Annotated in this window: 12 protein-coding genes; 8 read left to right on the forward strand and 4 right to left on the reverse strand. The window is 62.6% G+C overall.

Features of this window, described 5'->3' with window-relative positions:
- The first annotated feature begins 16 nt into the window (after positions 1-16).
- The 3 genes from DWZ52_RS00855 to proB all read left to right on the forward strand — a co-directional run bounded on the left by DWZ52_RS00855 (position 17) and on the right by proB (position 3254).
- Positions 17-457 (forward strand): hypothetical protein, encoded by a 441-nt coding sequence (locus DWZ52_RS00855; protein WP_118384663.1) that lies wholly within the window; start codon positions 17-19, stop codon positions 455-457.
- Positions 458-541: 84 nt separating this feature from the next.
- Entirely contained in the window at positions 542-2047 is a 1506-nt protein-coding gene (locus DWZ52_RS00860; RefSeq protein WP_118384664.1) for a nicotinate phosphoribosyltransferase, read from the forward strand.
- 79 nt (positions 2048-2126) lie between these two features.
- Positions 2127-3254 (forward strand): glutamate 5-kinase, encoded by a 1128-nt coding sequence (proB, locus tag DWZ52_RS00865; RefSeq protein ID WP_118094627.1) that lies wholly within the window; start codon positions 2127-2129, stop codon positions 3252-3254.
- 101 nt (positions 3255-3355) lie between these two features.
- Here the strand turns inward: proB and DWZ52_RS00870 are convergent, their stop codons facing one another.
- On the reverse strand, positions 3356-4774 hold the full coding sequence (locus tag DWZ52_RS00870; RefSeq protein WP_117637807.1) for an alpha/beta fold hydrolase: 1419 nt from the start codon (positions 4772-4774) through the stop codon (positions 3356-3358).
- Between the two features lie 111 nt (positions 4775-4885).
- On the opposite strand from DWZ52_RS00870, the gene DWZ52_RS00875 reads away from it, so the two are divergent.
- Entirely contained in the window at positions 4886-6172 is a 1287-nt protein-coding gene (locus DWZ52_RS00875) for a glutamate-5-semialdehyde dehydrogenase (protein WP_118384665.1), read from the forward strand.
- Positions 6173-6242: 70 nt separating this feature from the next.
- On the opposite strand, the gene DWZ52_RS00880 is transcribed toward DWZ52_RS00875, so the two are convergent.
- Complete coding sequence (locus DWZ52_RS00880; protein ID WP_089572031.1) at positions 6243-6842, reverse strand: HD domain-containing protein; 600 nt, start codon at positions 6840-6842, stop codon at positions 6243-6245.
- Positions 6843-6950: 108 nt separating this feature from the next.
- A complete protein-coding gene (locus tag DWZ52_RS00885) occupies positions 6951-7436 on the reverse strand; it encodes a CarD family transcriptional regulator (RefSeq protein WP_118377348.1) in 486 nt (161 codons plus the stop codon).
- A 342-nt stretch (positions 7437-7778) separates the two neighbouring features.
- Here DWZ52_RS00885 and argS point away from each other — a divergent pair, with 342 nt between their 5' ends.
- The 4 genes from argS (at position 7779) to DWZ52_RS00905 (ending at position 15146) form a co-directional block, all read left to right on the forward strand.
- Positions 7779-9632, forward strand: a complete 1854-nt coding sequence (argS, locus tag DWZ52_RS00890; RefSeq protein WP_118289287.1) for an arginine--tRNA ligase — start codon at positions 7779-7781, stop codon at positions 9630-9632.
- A gap of 788 nt (positions 9633-10420) precedes the next feature.
- Positions 10421-12976 (forward strand): transcription termination factor Rho, encoded by a 2556-nt coding sequence (gene rho / locus DWZ52_RS00895; protein ID WP_233546547.1) that lies wholly within the window; start codon positions 10421-10423, stop codon positions 12974-12976.
- 312 nt (positions 12977-13288) lie between these two features.
- Positions 13289-14689, forward strand: a complete 1401-nt coding sequence (locus DWZ52_RS00900; protein ID WP_118384666.1) for a hypothetical protein — start codon at positions 13289-13291, stop codon at positions 14687-14689.
- 7 nt (positions 14690-14696) lie between these two features.
- Entirely contained in the window at positions 14697-15146 is a 450-nt protein-coding gene (locus DWZ52_RS00905) for a VanZ family protein (RefSeq protein WP_118384667.1), read from the forward strand.
- 114 nt (positions 15147-15260) lie between these two features.
- Here DWZ52_RS00905 and DWZ52_RS00910 read toward each other — a convergent pair whose 3' ends face one another.
- Positions 15261-16151 (reverse strand): ROK family protein, encoded by an 891-nt coding sequence (locus DWZ52_RS00910; RefSeq protein WP_118384668.1) that lies wholly within the window; start codon positions 16149-16151, stop codon positions 15261-15263.
- Positions 16152-16169 lie beyond the last annotated feature (18 nt).

Below are 16169 nucleotides of genomic sequence, written 5' to 3' on the forward strand. Positions count from 1 at the left end.
AAGAAAGGGCTGTACCATGGCCAAGCTTGAGTCCCAACCACTGTCTGCCGAGGAACGCGCCGAGTTGGAAGAGCTCCGCGCCGAGAAAGCTCGTCGCGAGGCCCAGGAAGAGGCACGCCGCGAGCGTGAGGAGCTGGCCGCCCTGCGTGCCGAGCGCGAGAAGGCCGAGGAGGCCGCCGCGAACGTCGCCCCCGCGCCCAAGCCCGCCGCCGCGAAGCCCGCGCCCACCGCACCTAAACCTCAGCCTAAAAAGGTCGCTCGTTCCAAGTCCGTCGAGCCCAAGCCGAGCCGTGACGAGATAACCTTTGCCCAGCGCATGGTTACCTCCAAGGAGCCTACGGGCGAGAACGAGATCCCTGGCATGGCGCCGGCTCAAAAAATCATCATTGTCCTTGCCCTCATCGCGTTTGTCATCTTTATGGGCTACACGATCCTGACCAGCATGGGCCTGCTCTAGCCCATTCGCGCTGGGTGCCATGCCCGAACACTCTGCCCTTTTCCAACCCTCAACCTCTGCACAACGCATCCGAAAGGTCGCCCCATGGCTTTGACCGACATCTCGCATCCCACCGACATTGCAATGCTCACCGATCTGTACGAGCTCACTATGGCCCAGGGCCTGTGGGAGAGCGGCAAGGCCAATGAGCAGGGTTGTTTTACCGCGTTTTACCGCGACCATCCCTTTGGCAGCGCCTATGCCGTCATGTGCGGCACCGCCGAGCTGCCCGAGCTGGTCGAGAACCTGCGCTTTACGCCCGAGGATATCGACTACCTCGCCTCACTCCAGGCCCCGGCCGGCGGTGCGATGTTCAAGCCTGCATTCCTCGACTACCTGCGCGATTTTCGTGCACATGTAAACATCGACGCCGTCCCCGAGGGCGAGCTCGTCTTTCCGCGCGAACCCATGGTTCGCGTCACCGGTCCCGCGCTGGAGTGCCAGCTGCTCGAAACGGCGCTGCTCAACATCGTCGGCTTCCAGACGCTTGTCGCCACCAAGACGGCGCGCGTGGTGCTGGCGGCGGACGGCCGTCCCGTTGCCGAGTTTGGCCTGCGCCGCGCCCAGGGTCCCGATGGCGGGCTGGCCGTCGCGCGCGCGAGCTACGTTGCCGGCTGCTCCTCTACGTCCAATGTGCTCGCCGGCCGCCGCTACGGTATTCCCGTCTTTGGCACGCATGCGCACAGCTGGGTCATGAGCTTCGACTCCGAGCTCGAGGCCTTCCGCGCCTTTGCCAAGTCGAGCCCCAAGAATTGCACGCTGCTCATCGACACCTACGACGTACGCGAGGGTTGCGAGCATGCCATTACGGTTGCCAAGGAGATGGAAGCGGTGGGCGAGCGCCTGTCGGCCATTCGCATCGACTCCGGCGACCTCGCCAAGCTCTCCAAGTATGTGCGCGGCCGTTTTGATGCCGAGGGCCTGCCCTATGTGGGGATCTCGGTTTCTAACGATTTGGATGAGTACACGATTCAGTCGCTGCTCGACCAGGGCGCGCCTATCGATAGCTTTGGCGTGGGCACCAAGCTCGCGACCTGCTACGACCAGCCGGCGCTGGGCGGCGTGTACAAGCTCGCCGCCCGCCGTGCGAGTGAGACGGACCCGTGGACGCCGGTGGTCAAGCTCTCCGAGCAGCCCTACAAGCGCACGATCCCGGGTGTGCAACGCGTGCGCCGTTATTACGACGGCTTTGGCGGCCCGGTCTGCGACATGATCTACGACGAGGACCATCTGGCGGGGGAGGGCGCCGCGCGCGGCAATACCCTCGTGGCCGTGAATGATGCCGCTCTGGTGACCGACGTGTCCGAACTTGAGTATCGCGAGCTGCTGGTGCCGATCGTGCGCGATGGCAGTGCGGTGGCTCCGCGTGAGAGCATCCAGGACGCGCGCGAGCGTTGCGCCTGGGCACTTGACCATCTGGACGCAGCTTTCAAGCGCTTCCTGTACCCGCAGACCTATGTGGTGGGCATGGAACAGGGCCTGGCTCAGGTGCGCGACGAGCTCGTGCGCAAGAACATGGCTGCGGCTTCGGCCTTCCCCTGGGCTCACTAATTCCTTGGGCGGTAGGGGCGAGTCACGCTTCCCTGGCCGCCGGCTCGGCCGTTCGCTGAACAGTTGATTGGTTTGACGTATGACGACTTCTTATAAAACGATGGTGGTAAAGATCGGTTCGTCCACGGTGGTGGGCGCCGACGGCAAGGTCAACCGCGCCTTTATCGGCGGGCTTGCCGACCAGGCCGCAGCGCTGCGCGAGCTTGGCTGGCGCCTGGTCGTGGTGAGCTCGGGTGCCATTGCCTGCGGCTATCCCGTGCTGGGCTTCGACCGTAAGCCGGTCGGCGACCTGCCGAGCCTGCAGGCCTGCGCCTCGGCCGGTCAGTGCATCATCTCGTCGGCCTACGACGAGGAGTTCCATGCGCGCGACCTGCTCACCTCGCTCGTGCTGCTCACGCGTCACGACACGGCGCGCCGCACGTCCTACCTGCACGCGCGCGACGCCCTGCTTCGCCTTGTGGAGCTTGGCGTGGTGCCGGTCGTCAACGAGAACGATACCGTCACCGTCGATGAGATCAAGTTTGGCGACAACGACACGCTGGCGGCGCTTGTGAGCTGCCTGGTTTCTGCCGATCTGTGCGTGACGCTCTCGGACATCGATGGCCTCTACACCGCCAATCCGCACGAGGATCCCACGGCCGAGTTCGTCCCGGTCGTGCATAAGATCGACGCCAAGATCATCGCCTCGGCGGGCGATTCTTCCACATCGGTGGGCACGGGCGGCATGATCACCAAGATCCGCGCGAGCCGCATTCTCATGACGGCGGGCATTCAGAGCGTGATTTGCTCGGGCGAGGAGCCCGATGCGCTCGTGCGTCTGGCCCGCGGCGAGAGCGTGGGTACGCTGTTCGATCCGCCGGCGGAGCGCCTGGACATTGCGCCGCGCAAGCTGTGGATTGCACTGGGCGACAAGGCGCACGGCTCGGTGACGGTCGATGACGGCGCCGCGAAGGCGCTGGTCAGCCGCGGTTCGTCGCTGCTCGCGGTGGGTATTCGCGAGGTCGATGGCCAGTTTGCCGAGGGCGATGTGCTCGACGTGTGCGACCCGAGCGGCATGGTTGTCGCCCGTGGTATCGCCGAGGCCGATTCGGACGTGCTGGAGCTTGCCGCCGGCCGCCGCCAGGACCAGATTGCCAGCAACCGCCTGCTCGCAGACCTGGCCGAGAAGCCCGCGATCCATAGGGACAACTTGATAGTGTTTGCATAAAGAGAGGCAGCGCTGCGGCTCGTTTTGCCAGCAGTGCTGCCTCTCCTTTTCCGGCACTTGGGGACGTTCCTTATGTGCCGGCACTTTGGGACACTCCTTTGCTAGAAGATCTGGCGCAGGTCTCCGCGGTTGAGGGCTTCGTCGAAGAGGTGCTTGAACACCACGCTGCCGTGCAAGCCGTCGTGCTCGAACTCGTTGGTCACCCAGGCATGCGAGTTGCCCACGCGGCTGAGCGTATCGAGCTGCATGCCCGAGTCCACGTACATGTCATCGAAGTACACCGCGGCCTGCAGGGGCACCTCGTTGCACGCCAGGCGCTGCGGGTCGTAGATCTTGTCCCAGCTGGTGTCTTCCATCAGCAGGTCCATGGCGGGCTTGAAGGGCTTGAGCTCGGGCATCTGCTCGAACATCCACGGGAACATGGCCTCGCCGGTAAACATGAGCGGTCGCGTGAGCGTGTCGAACTCGGCACGATGGGCCTTCTCTTCTGCCGCGGCCCAGCGAATGGGCATGGTGTCGCCGTCGGCGTAGATGAACTCCTGAAGCGTCCAGTACAGCGGATTCGTGCGCGTGTTGGTGCGCTCGAAGGCGCGCATCAAAAAGCTGTCGGATACCGAGGCGCCGCAGGCCAGCGTGCCGTCGCCGTCAACAAAAGCATGATCGATAATCCAATGCATGCGCTCAAAGCTCGGCTTCATGCCAAAGTCGCTGCCCATGAGCTGTAGGCGCTCGACCGTCATTGGCGAGCCGTCGGGCAGTACGGGCTTCTGAGCCTCGAGCGCATCGGCCAGGGCTGCCACGCGCTCGACATCGGCGGGGTAACGGTCGTAATACTGCTGCGTCTTGGCGGCCATGCGCGGGAAGGTGTGCGCGTAGACCTCGCTGGCGCTCGCCGGCACGTGCGGAATGCCGCCGCAGGTAAAGCTTGCCGCCACGCCCTCGGGGAAGAGCGACAGATAGCTCAACGTCAAAAAGCCGCCGTAGCTCTGCCCGAGTGTGACCCAGGGCTTGCCGCCAAAGCCCACCAGGCGCAGGTACTCAAAATCGCGCACGATGGAGCTGGCGAGGTGACGCTTGAGGAAGTCCGCCTGCGAGCGGGCCGCATCGGAGCCTGCCGCCTCGGCGCGCTCGCCCAGTGCGGCAATCGTGCGCCCGTCTACACAGCTGCTGCGCCCGGTACCGCGCTGGTCGGGCAGCACGACGCGGAAATGCTTGACGGCCTCTTCGATCCAGCCATCGCTTGTGGGCGACAGCGGACGCGGGCTCTCGCCACCGGGGCCACCCTGCAAAAAGAGAAGGAGCGGCAGGTCGTCGTTGATGCGGTCGGGTGCGCAAACCACACGGTAGAAGAGCTTGATGCTCTCGGGCGCGCCGGCGATGGGTGTCGGTATAGCGCCGCGGCGCATGGTGCTGCCGACGGCCAGGAGCATCGGCTCCAGGCCGCGCCAGTCGAGGGGGACGTCGATGCTGTGGTCCTCGACATACAGGCCGGGGACGTGGTACGAAGTGATGAGGGCCATGTGAGTCTTCCGTTCGTTGCGGTGTTTCGGGTTGACCAATTCTACCGCCGCGGGCGAGCCATGCGCAAATCGGCTACCATGGTTGCAAACTTCTAGGAGAAAGGGCCGCCCATGTCGGTCGATATAGCCACGTATGTCCACGATCTTGCCGTTGCCGCTAAGGCAGCGTCGGCCTCGCTTGCCACGGCGAGCGACGAGCAGCGCCAGGAGGCCGTGCGCGCCATGGCCGCAGCACTGCGCAACGGTGTCGACTCCATCGTCGCCGCCAACGAGCTCGATATGTCCGCCGCGCGCGATGCGGGGACCTCGGCGGGGCTCCTCGACCGTCTGCTGCTGACGCCCGAGCGCGTCGAGGGTATGGCCGCCGGCCTGGAGAAGCTCGCCGAGCTGCCCGATCCTGTCGGCCGCGTGCTCGACCACCGCGTGCTCGCAAGCGGCGTGGACCTCACCCGCGTGAGCGTGCCGTTGGGCCTGGTCGCCATGGTGTACGAGGCGCGCCCCAACGTGACGGCCGACGCCGCGGGCATCTGCATCCGCACCGGCAACGCCTGCATTCTGCGCGGCGGCTCGCTGGCCTATCACTCGTGTGCCATGATTTCTGAGCTGCTGGCCGATGCGCTCGAGACCAAGGGCTTCCCGCGCGAGGCTATCTCGATGATCGAGTCCACCGACCGCGAGGGCACTGGCGAGCTCATGAAGCTCCGCGGTATTGTCGACGTACTCATTCCGCGCGGCGGTGCAGGCCTGATCCAGCGCTGCGTGCGCGAGTCGCTTGTGCCGGTGATCGAGACGGGCACGGGCAACTGTCATATCTACGTGCATGAGTCCGCCGACTTTGATAAGGCGCTCAACATTATCGTTAATGCCAAGACCCAGCGTGTAGGCGTGTGCAATGCCGCCGAGTCGCTGCTGGTCGACCATGCTGTGGCCAATGTGTTTTTGCCTGCGGTCGTTGCCGTGCTGCACGACCACGGCGTGCTCATTCACGGCGACGAGGCCACGTGCGCCGCATGCGCCGACGCCGGGCTTGCCGAGGGCGATGACTACGTTGCCGCGACTGAGGAGGACTGGGGTCGCGAGTATCTGGCGCTCGAGATGAGCGTGAAGGTCGTGGCGAACGAGGACGAGGCCATCGCGCACATCAACCGCTACGGCACGATGCACTCCGAGGCCATCGTTGCAGAGGACACGGATGCTTGCGAGCGCTTCCTGGACGAGGTCGATGCCTCGGCCGTGTATGCCAACGCCAGCACGCGCTTTACCGACGGCGGCGAGTTTGGCCTGGGCGCCGAGATTGGCATCTCGACCCAAAAGCTCCACGCCCGCGGCCCCTTTGCCGCCGAGGCCCTCACCACCTACAAATACAAGCTCCGAGGCACCGGCCAGGTCCGCCCCTAAACCCCTCGTAAACGAAAACCGCCACAAAGGTGCCTGTCCCCTTTGTGGCGGTTTTAGGTGGCGTGGGCGGTTAGGCCTGGAAGGTATCGCGGTCGGGGGCGAAGGACTGCATGGCCGCTATGGTGCGGTCAAAGAGCTCGGGGAGCTCCCAGCCCAACATCTCGGCGCCCTGCGAAATCACGTCGCGCGAGCAGCCGGCGGCAAAGCGCTTGTCCTTGAACTTCTTCTTGAGCGACTTGGTCGTAAAGTCCATAACGCTCTTGCTCGGGCGCATGATGACTGCAGCGCCGATCAGGCCGGTGAGCTCATCGCAGGCAAACAGGATCTTTTCCATCTGCAGCTCGGGTTTGGGCAGCGAGGTGTTGAAGTCCGACGTGTGCGTCTGGATGGCGCGAATGAGCTCGGGAGACGCACCTTCGCCCTCAAGAATCTCGGCAGCATAGATGGTGTGGTTCATGGGGTCGTCCTCATGCTCCTCCCAATCCAGGTCGTGCAGCAGACCGACGATGCCCCAAAACTCCTCGTTCTCGGGGTCGAACTCGCGCGCAAAGTAGCGCATAGTGCCCTCGACCGTCTCGCCATGGGTGATGTGGAACGGGTCCTTGTTGTGTTCGTTGAGCAGTTCGAACGCGCGGTCGCGGGTGATTCCGGCGGTAAGCGGCTCTGCCATAAGAGACTCCTTGTGCTCGTGGGTATCGATAAGAATGAATACTACTAGAACAAGAAAACCACCACAAAGGTGCCTGTTCCCTTTGTGGTGGTTTTTGGCGCGGATGGGTTAGTTGAGGGCGGCTCGGGCTAGGCGAGCTTCGGCGTCCTCCTCGGTGACGCCCAAGGCCACGGCGAACTCCTCGATGGAGCGGCGCTTGGCCTCCTTGAGTACGCGCATGTAGTAGGAGCTGGGCTTTTTATCGGCTTCCTCGGCCTGGCGAATGCGGTGCATCATGGTCTTTGCCACGCGGACCGTCTCGGGCGCGCCCAGCTTGAGCTGCTGCTTAAAGTGTGTCTCTTCAAGCGAGCTGTTGCGCTCGGTAAAGGTGTCGCACTCCAGCTCGTCATAGTGGCTCAGCAGATGCTCGGCATCTTGCTGAGAGATGGCGGCATGCAGACGGTCGGCCTGCGCCACGGGGTACATAAGGATCGTCTGCGCATGCCCCTGCTTGGCCTCGAGCAACAACATGGGCTGCGGCGTGTCGTCCCTAAAACCGACGACGGTGCAGACTCCCTGACCCGGATGAATGACGTGTTGACCGATTGAGAACATGCTACCTCCAACTTATACGAATTTACGTATGTCTAGAATAACACGCTGACGTGCGCAAATCCTCGCTTTATGCAGGAAAAGCACACAACTCCGATAGGTAAGAGTATTCGATAAAAGACACAGCTCGTTCACACCTTTATGCATTTTCAACGCGTGCATAATCTGCAGGCAGACCGGCATCTTTGAGTGAGTCCATACAAGCTGTAGTCAATTTTGTGCATATGCAATTTCGATTGGCTTTACCCTGCGACAGTGCCCGTCGCTTGTGATAGAGTGCTACAAACTCTGGCTTTTGCCCTACGAGCGACCAAGAGCTCGGGGGCTTTAACACAAGGAGGATCTATGCCCGAGAAGATTGAAGAGCTGGTACGCGCTGCGCTTGCTGCGGCCCAGGAGGCCGGCGACCTTTCCGCATTTGAACTTGACGATTGCGCTATCGAGCGACCGGCTGACACTTCTCATGGCGAGTGGACCTCTACCATGGCCCTGAAGTCCGCCAAGCTGGCCCACTGCGCCCCGCGCAAGATCGCCGAGGCCATCGTTGCCCATATGCCCGAGGATCCCGCGATCGAGAAGGTTGAGATCGCAGGCCCCGGTTTCATCAACTTCTACCTCTCCGTTGCCGTCAAGAATGCCATCTTTGGCGAGGCTCGCGAGAAGGGCATGGACTTCGCTAAGTCCAACGTCGGTGGTGGTCTGAAGACCCAGGTCGAGTTCGTTTCCGCCAACCCCGTCGGCCCCATGCACATCGGCCACGGCCGCTGGGCCGCGCTGGGCGATTCGCTCTGCCGCGTTATGGACCACGCCGGTTACGACATCCAGCGTGAGTTCTACATCAATGACCACGGCTCTCAGATGAACACCTTCGGCAACTCCATCAGCACGCGCTATATGCAGCTTGCCGACATCATCGCCAAGCAGGGCGTTGATATCGAGGAGGCTCACAAGCTGCTGATCGCCGACCGTGACGCCTTTGTTGCCGACGAGAACGACGAGCACCCCGAGACCCATCCGTATCAGGACAACTTTGCCGAGACCTTGGGCAAGGACTCTTACGGCGGCGACTACATCATCGACGAGGCCGCCGAGTTCTGGCGCACCGACGGCGATAAGTGGGTCAACGCCGATCCTCAGGAGCGCATGGAGAGCTTCCGCGAGCGCGGCTATGTAAAGATGGTCGATAACATGCGCGACCTCTGCCACGCCGTCAACTGCGACTTCGATCGTTGGTACTCCGAGCGCTCGCTGTACGTGAAGGACACCGAGGGCGAGACCGCCGGCACCTCCGCCGTCGACCGCGCTTTTGAGAAGCTCGACAAGATGGGCTACCTCTACACCAAGGACGGCGCCCTGTGGTTCCGCTCCACCGACCTGGGCGATGACAAGGACCGCGTCCTGATCAAGTCCGACGGCGAGTACACCTACTTCGCCTCCGACGTTGCCTATCACTGGGATAAGTTCCAGCGCGTCGACCACGTCATCGACATCTGGGGCGCCGACCACCACGGCTACATCGAGCGCGTCCGCTGCGTCTGCGACGCTCTTGGCTATCCCGGAAAGTTTGAGGTTCTGCTGGGCCAGCTCGTCAACCTGCTGCGCAACGGCAAGCCCGTCCGTATGTCCAAGCGCAAGGGCACCATGGTGACCCTGCAGGAGCTCGTCGACGAGGTCGGTTCCGATGCCGCTCGCTACACGCTCATCTCCAAGAGCTCCAACCAGATGGTCGACTTCGACATCGAGGCCGTTAAGAAGCGCGACAACTCCAACCCGGTGTACTACGTGCAGTACGCTCACGCTCGCGTCTGCTCCATCCTGCGCCGTGCCGCTGACGTAACGCCTGAGCAGGCCGACGAGATGGGCATGAAGGCCGTTGCCGCCAAGGCCATCGGTGAGAACGTCGATTACTCGCTGTTGACCGACCCGACCGAGCTCGCCCTTTCGCGTAAGCTCAACGAGCTCACCGACCTGATCGCCAGCTGCGCTCGCGACCGCGCCCCGTTCCGTCTGACGCACTTTGCCGAGGAACTCGCTGGTGACTTCCACAGCTTCTATGCTGCCTGCCAGGTGCTGCCGAGCGAGGGCCGTCCCGTCGACCCCGAGCTTTCGCGTGCCCGTCTGGCCGCTTGCGACGCCGTCCGCGTGACGCTCGCCCTGGTGCTCACCCTCGTTGGTGTCTCCGCTCCCGAGCAGATGTAAGCTACGGGTCATTTGACCGCGCAGGTTTGGTTTAACTGAGCCTTGAAAGTCCGATCTCCCATATGGAGGTCGGGCTTTTTGCGTTTGGTGAGACTATTTGGTTTGCTGGGAAATGCTACCAAATCGCAACTATACCGGTTTACGGGGCTGAATCGCCAACTGGCGACCATGGTGCCAATGGCAAAATTAAACCCGCAGGTAGATGGCTTATTGTTTCTAGAAAATGCAGGGCATGGTTGGCTTGCAGCATTCTGGCCCCGTAATCCGGCGTAGTTTTGAAAATTGTCCCTTGGGGACGGAGGAAAATGGATCATTTTTGTCTCGCGGAGGGGTGGCGGGATACCGTCCGCCACGAATTGGGCTCATCTCCTACGTTTGGACGCATATCCCGAACCATGCCGAAAAGTACGATATTAAAACCGCAGGTAGCAGACTCGTTGTTTTTGAAAAAACAAGGGTATGGTCAGGGGCTCGGGTGCAAACGTAGTAGATGGGCGCGATTTGTGGCGCGGCTATTCCGGGTGCCACGGCTTCACTCCTCTGGCGCGACATTTCAAGGCGCTTTTGAGGAGGAGTGTCCCTGATGACTGGGCGTTTAAGAACGTCCAATGACTAAGTTGCAGGTGGTTGCGGTTGTGTTACACTAACGCTGCGTATATGACGCAATCATCTCGATACAGATCAATGATGTCCGTCGTTTTGAACGGAACTAGACTGTTTAGCCGCCCTGAAGGTTTATGCAGGGAGCATGTGATCACAGGGCTTGAAAAGAAAGTTGAGCAAACACTGTGTCTGATCAACAGCAAGAAAACGAAATAACGACGACGCAGGCCGCTCCCGCTGCACCGGTTGCGTCGGACCAGGTCGCGGCGCCCGCGCAAGCCTCGGCTCCTGAGACGCCTAAGGCTGCTTCGACGCCTACGCCTGCAGCGGCTGAGAAGGCCGTGCCTGCAACTGGTGAGGAGGCTGCTCCGGCAAAGCCCAAGCGTACGCGCCGCACGACCAGGCCTGCCGCTGACGGCGAGGAGGTCACCAAGCCCAAGCGCCGTACCACGCGCACGACGCGCGCCAAGCGCACCGTTGCAGCTGACTCCTCGGCGCCGATTTCCGATGAGGTCGCACAGGCACGTGCGTTGGCGCAGATTAGCGAGGCTCAGGTGGTGCGCGCCCGCCGTCGTGCTGCCGAGCGCGAGGCCGCGGCTCTGACCGAGCTCGCAGCTCCGTCTGTGCCCGAGACGCCTGCCGCCGACCAGCCGACCGAGAAGCCGGCACCGCGCACACGCCGTCGCACGGCTGCTAAGGCCGAGCAGGTTGCTGAACAGGTAACCCCCGAGCTCACCGAGGCTTCGGTTCGTTCCGCGGCAGGGGAGGGCGCATCGCCTGCTGAGCCCGCTGCGCCTGTCGAGGCCAGCGAAGTTCCCGTTGTTGATCCGGCTTTGCGCCCGCACCGTCGCGGTCGCAAGCCCAAGGCCTTCGTCGAGGCAGAGAAGGCCGCAGCCGCAGCCGCAGCCGCTCGGGATGCTGCGGCGACCGCCGAGTCTGCAACCGCTGCCGACGCACTCGTCCAGGATGCTACGACTTCCGAGGCCGCTCCCGCCGATGTCGAGCCCGCCGACGTCCGTCCTGGTCGCAGCCATCGTACTGCTGCTAAGCGCACGTCCAAGGCCAAGGCTGCCAAGAAGGGTTCGTCCGAGGATTCCGCCGAGACGACCGCCGATGCATCGACTGATGCCGCCGAGCCCCAGGACGTCGAACAGCCTGCGTCCGAGAAGCCCAAGCGCGGTCGTAAGAAGTCCGCTAAGGCCAAGGCGTCCGAGCAGCAGGCTGATGTCGAAGCGCAGGTCGATTCCGGCGCCGAGGCCAATGACGCCGCTGCGGCCAATGCCGACGCCGCCGCAACCGATGGCGCCGCGCCCGCTGAGGCCGATGACAACGCTCGCCCCAACCGTCGCCAGCACAAGCGCAACGAGGAGCGCAACGAGCGCAAGGACGAGCGCAACAACGACCGTCGCAACCGCCAGCGCGATCGCAAACAGCGCAACAAGGAGCGTAACGCCGCCCCCACCGAGCCCACGCTTTCGCGTGAGGAGCTCGCTGCCATGAAGGTCGCCGAACTTCGCGAGAAGGCCAAGGAGTTCGAGATCGAGACCACCGGCAAGAAGAAAGCCGAGCTCGTCGAGGAGATCTACGTCACCGCCGCGAAGGCCGAGGGCTTCCGCGACATCAAGGGCATCCTGCAGATTCGCCCGGACAGCTCCGGCATCATCCATGCCCATGGCTACATGAAGTCCAACGACGACGCCTTCGTGCCCGCCTACCTCATCCGCTCCGCGCGCCTGCGCACGGGCGACGTCATCGAGGGCTCGCTGCGCCCCTCGCGTGGCGGCGACAAGCGCGCCGGCCTCGCCAAAATCACGACCGTCAACGGTCTGGACCCCGAGCAGATTCGCAACCGCCCCAAGTTTGGTGACCTCACCCCGGTCTATCCCAACGAGCCGCTGCGCATGGAGCACGGCAAGGACTCCATTACCGGTCGCGCCATCGACATCGTGTCGCCGATCGGCAAGGGTCAGCGTGGCTTGATCGTGTCCCCGCCCAAGGCCGGCAAGACCACGATCCTCAAGAAGATTTGCCAGTCTATCTCGATTAACAACCCCGAGGTGCACCTCATCTGCCTGCTCGTCGACGAGCGCCCCGAAGAGGTCACCGATATGCAGCGTTCCATCAAGGGCGAGGTTGTGGCGTCGACCTTCGATATGCCCGCCGACAACCACACTCGCGTGGCAGAGCTCGTCATCGAGCGCGCCAAGCGCATCGTGGAGCTGGGTGGCGACGTCGTGGTGGTGCTCGACTCCATCACGCGTCTTGCCCGCGCCTACAACTTGGCGGCGCCCGCCTCAGGCCGCATCCTTTCGGGTGGCGTCGATTCGGCGGCACTGTATCCTCCCAAGCGCTTCCTGGGCGCAGCCCGTAATATCGAGAACGGTGGCTCGCTCACCATCCTGGCCTCTGCCCTCATCGACACCGGTTCCAAGATGGACGAGGTCATCTTTGAGGAGTTCAAGGGCACCGGCAACATGGAGCTTAAGCTCGACCGCGACCTGGCCGACCGCCGCATCTTCCCGGCTATCGACCCCGTTGCCTCCGGTACGCGTAACGAGGACCTGTTGGTCGACGAGCAGATGCGTCCGTTTGTCTTTGGTCTGCGTCGCATTCTTGCCGGCATGAACAACACCGAGCGCGCAGCCGCATCGTTTATCAAGGGTCTTAAGGGCACCAACACCAACCAGGAATTCTTGGTGCGTTCGGCCAAAAAACACAGCGACTACGAGCAGACGTTCTAGGTTGTCATCCACACGCAGCGATAGTCATCAATGCGATAAAGGGTCGGGGCTTTGAGCCTCGGCCCTTTTCCATATCGCCGCTCCGCGCTTATTTTAACCACAAGACCGACGAGCAGCAGGTTTCCCGTTTCAATCCGACATCGTCGCTTGCAATCGACGGGGCGGTTTCGCATAATAGCTTTTAAGCTTCGCGACGGAAAACGCAGATGAAACGAACCATATACCGTTGCTTTGGGGCATAGCCCCGCTTCATCTTCTCTCGCGCAGCCAACTGAATGATGCGATTTGGGTGCTGGAAGATGGGGAGAGCTCATGGCTTCTTCTGATGCAACACAACGAGCAGTCCTTGCCGGACTTTCGTGCGGGATCGGCCTTGCCGCTCCCGTGGTTATGTATGCCGCGACGCTGCCGTTTTCATCGGTGAACGAGACGGTCGTGGCGGGTGCGGTTCCCTTCGCCGTGGGCGCGGTGGCGGGCGTGGGTATCTATGCCGCCTCGCTGGGTATCTCCGAGTATCGTGCGCAGCGTGAAGAGCGTCTGTTCCAGCCCGATGCCATGGGCGGTGCCGCCAATCTCAATCAGCATCAAAGCGAGTTCAAGACCGCCTCGATTCCAGCTCAGCAGCAGGATGCTACTCCTTACGCTGCGGCTTCTGCTTCTCAGGCTCAGTCGGAGCAGTCTACCTCGGCATTCCTTTCCGGCCTGACTGGTGCGTTCCAGCGCCGTCATGCCGATGATGGTGTCCCTACCATCGCTCGAGCCGCAGATGCTATGGACGAGGACGAGGCTTGGTCCATGATCGACAGTATGCTCGACGACGATTCGCCGGTGAGCTGCGACCCTGCACACTCGCGCGACGTCTATCAAGTCGCCATCGACGAGCTCACCAATGGCGGGCAGACCGGCTCCTTCAATCGCGACGACATCGCCGCCGCGGCACGCGCCGTGTCTGGCTCCCAGGCCGCCCCTGCGGGCAGCACGGCGGCTTTCGTGGCACTCGTTGCCAACGCGGCAGCCAATAACGCCTACAACGCTACCTCGGCGGACGCGAACGCTTCTGCCGACAATTCGTACGTTGATGAAGCCATGGCTGCGGACGAGGAGGCCGTTGCCGCCCGACGTGCCGCCGAAAGCTCGCTGTGGGGCGCTCCTGCCCAGCAGCAGGCGGCCGAGGCTGCGCCGTACAATGCAAACCTCGCCAGCATGCCTATCATCTCCGGTGCCGCGGACATCGATCTCGATGACCTCGATGAGCCTGCAGCCATCACCGCATCGATTGATGCCCAAGATCGCATCGACACCGGCGACCTTCCGGACGCCTCGCTCGAGGTTGATGTCCCCATGGCCGATTACTCGGGCCACGAGGACATGTGGGCCGCCGCCACCGCGATTCTGGATGAGATTGACGAGCCTGCTCCTGTTGTAGCGCCCGCTCCCGTCGCTGCCCCTCAGCCTGCTGCCCCCGCCTATGTCGGCCGTCACAGCGCTGTGTTCCCCGAGGATACTGCCCGTATCTCGCGCGAGAGCATCGAGCGAGCCGAGGCTATTGCCGCCGGCATTATGGAAAATCGTCGTCACGAGCGCGTCAATCAGATCCTCGAGGAAGAGATCGAGCGCCTGCAGTCCTCTACCGCCAAGCGTACGGGCCGTGCCTATCTGAGCGTTATCGAGGGCGGTACCGCCAGCTTTGCGCCGCTCCGCGCGGAGGCATAACTTCTGCATGGTTAAGATCAATCGAAAATGGGCGGTCGTGACCTGCCTGATGGCGCTCTTGATCTGGGGCAATTCGCTGGTTCCTGGCTCGGGGTCGGGCTCGCTGAGCCTAACGGTCATGGAAGCTATCCGCGGTTTCCTGCACGGCGTGGGACTTTCATATGAATGGGTGACCAACTTTGTTGTTCGCAAGTGCGCGCATTTTTCCGAGTATATGGTGCTCGGCATCCTGGCTACGCACGCCTTTGATTTTGAGGGCCGGCGCACCTTTAACGTGTTGCTGCCCACGGCGGTGTTCCTGCTGCTGATTCCCTCGATCGACGAGACGATTCAGCTCTTTGTGCCGGGACGCGCCGGTATGATCACCGATGTGATGATCGACTGCTGTGGAGCGGCAACGGGCGTTGTGCTCCGATATCTCTTACGGTCGCTGATATGTGCCAAAAAAGCCGCCTAGGACGTATTGTTTGGTCCTAGGCGGCCTTTTTTATTTGAGGGCTTATATGAGGCGTGGTGGCGTTGTTCCGTAGGTCGGATTTGCCGGGCGCGCCACGCCCTGTGGGTGCGTCTGCTACTGAAGCGCCTGTGCGCCCAGGGCCAGGCAGCCCATAATGCCCTGCTTGCCCTCGAGGCTGTTGTTGACGATGTAGGTATTGATGTCGTTGACCTCGGGCGTGACGATATAGCCGTTGAGCATCTCGGCACACTTTTTGCGTGCAAGCGGCACGATGGGAGTGTGGTCGGCCACGCCGCCGCCGATGATGATCTTTTGCGGCGCGTAGCACAGCGTGTAGGTCATGAGTGCCTGTGCCAGATAGCCGGCGAGCAGGTCCATGGCCTCCGGGTCATCGGCCATCTCTCCGGCGCTCTTGCCACCCCAGCGCTTTTTGACGCCGGGACCGGCGATGAGGCCCTCGAGGCAGTTGTCGTGGAAGGGGCAGCCGCTGTGCTCGCCGATGGTGTCGCGCGGGTCGCGCGTGACCAGGATGTGGCCGGCCTCGGGATGCATCATGCCGTGCACGAGCTTACCGCCCGAGAGCACGCCGGCGCCCACGCCGGTACCGATGGTCAGATACACCACGTCAGTGAGGCCCTGGGCGCAACCAAAGGTGACCTCGCCCAGGCAGGCGACGTTGACGTCGGTGTCGTAGCCGCAGGGAATATTGAGCTCGTTTTGGATGGTGCCCAGCAGGTCAAAGTAGCGCCATGCCGTTTTGGGCGTCTCCAGGATCTTGCCGTATTGGGACGAGGCAGGGTTGACTGCGGTGGGGCCAAAGGCGCCGATGCCCAGCGCGGCGATGTCCTTGTCGGCAAACCATGCGTTGACGGCCTCAACGGTCTCCTGCGGGGTCGTGGTCGCAATCTGCTCGCGTTCCAGGACCGTGCCGTCTGCATAGCCCGTGGCGCAGACCATCTTGGTGCCGCCGGCCTCGAGCGCTCCGATAAGCTGCTGCTCTGCCATAGTATTCCTCTCTGGACG

This window comes from Collinsella sp. AF33-16 (assembly GCF_003475325.1).
Lineage (GTDB): Bacteria > Actinomycetota > Coriobacteriia > Coriobacteriales > Coriobacteriaceae > Collinsella.

Excerpts from the sequence above, each read along its gene's own strand:
- DWZ52_RS00910 (WP_118384668.1), bottom strand. The coding sequence starts at position 16,151 with ATGGCAGAGCAGCAGCTTATCGGAGCGCTCGAGGCCGGCGGCACCAAG.
- DWZ52_RS00885 (WP_118377348.1), bottom strand. The coding sequence starts at position 7,436 with ATGTTCTCAATCGGTCAACACGTCATTCATCCGGGTCAGGGAGTCTGC.
- DWZ52_RS00860 (WP_118384664.1), top strand. The coding sequence starts at position 542 with ATGGCTTTGACCGACATCTCGCATCCCACCGACATTGCAATGCTCACC.
- DWZ52_RS00880 (WP_089572031.1), bottom strand. The coding sequence starts at position 6,842 with ATGGCAGAGCCGCTTACCGCCGGAATCACCCGCGACCGCGCGTTCGAA.
- proB (WP_118094627.1), top strand. The coding sequence starts at position 2,127 with ATGACGACTTCTTATAAAACGATGGTGGTAAAGATCGGTTCGTCCACG.
- DWZ52_RS00905 (WP_118384667.1), top strand. The coding sequence starts at position 14,697 with ATGGTTAAGATCAATCGAAAATGGGCGGTCGTGACCTGCCTGATGGCG.
- DWZ52_RS00855 (WP_118384663.1), top strand. The coding sequence starts at position 17 with ATGGCCAAGCTTGAGTCCCAACCACTGTCTGCCGAGGAACGCGCCGAG.
- DWZ52_RS00870 (WP_117637807.1), bottom strand. The coding sequence starts at position 4,774 with ATGGCCCTCATCACTTCGTACCACGTCCCCGGCCTGTATGTCGAGGAC.
- DWZ52_RS00900 (WP_118384666.1), top strand. The coding sequence starts at position 13,289 with ATGGCTTCTTCTGATGCAACACAACGAGCAGTCCTTGCCGGACTTTCG.
- DWZ52_RS00875 (WP_118384665.1), top strand. The coding sequence starts at position 4,886 with ATGTCGGTCGATATAGCCACGTATGTCCACGATCTTGCCGTTGCCGCT.
- argS (WP_118289287.1), top strand. The coding sequence starts at position 7,779 with ATGCCCGAGAAGATTGAAGAGCTGGTACGCGCTGCGCTTGCTGCGGCC.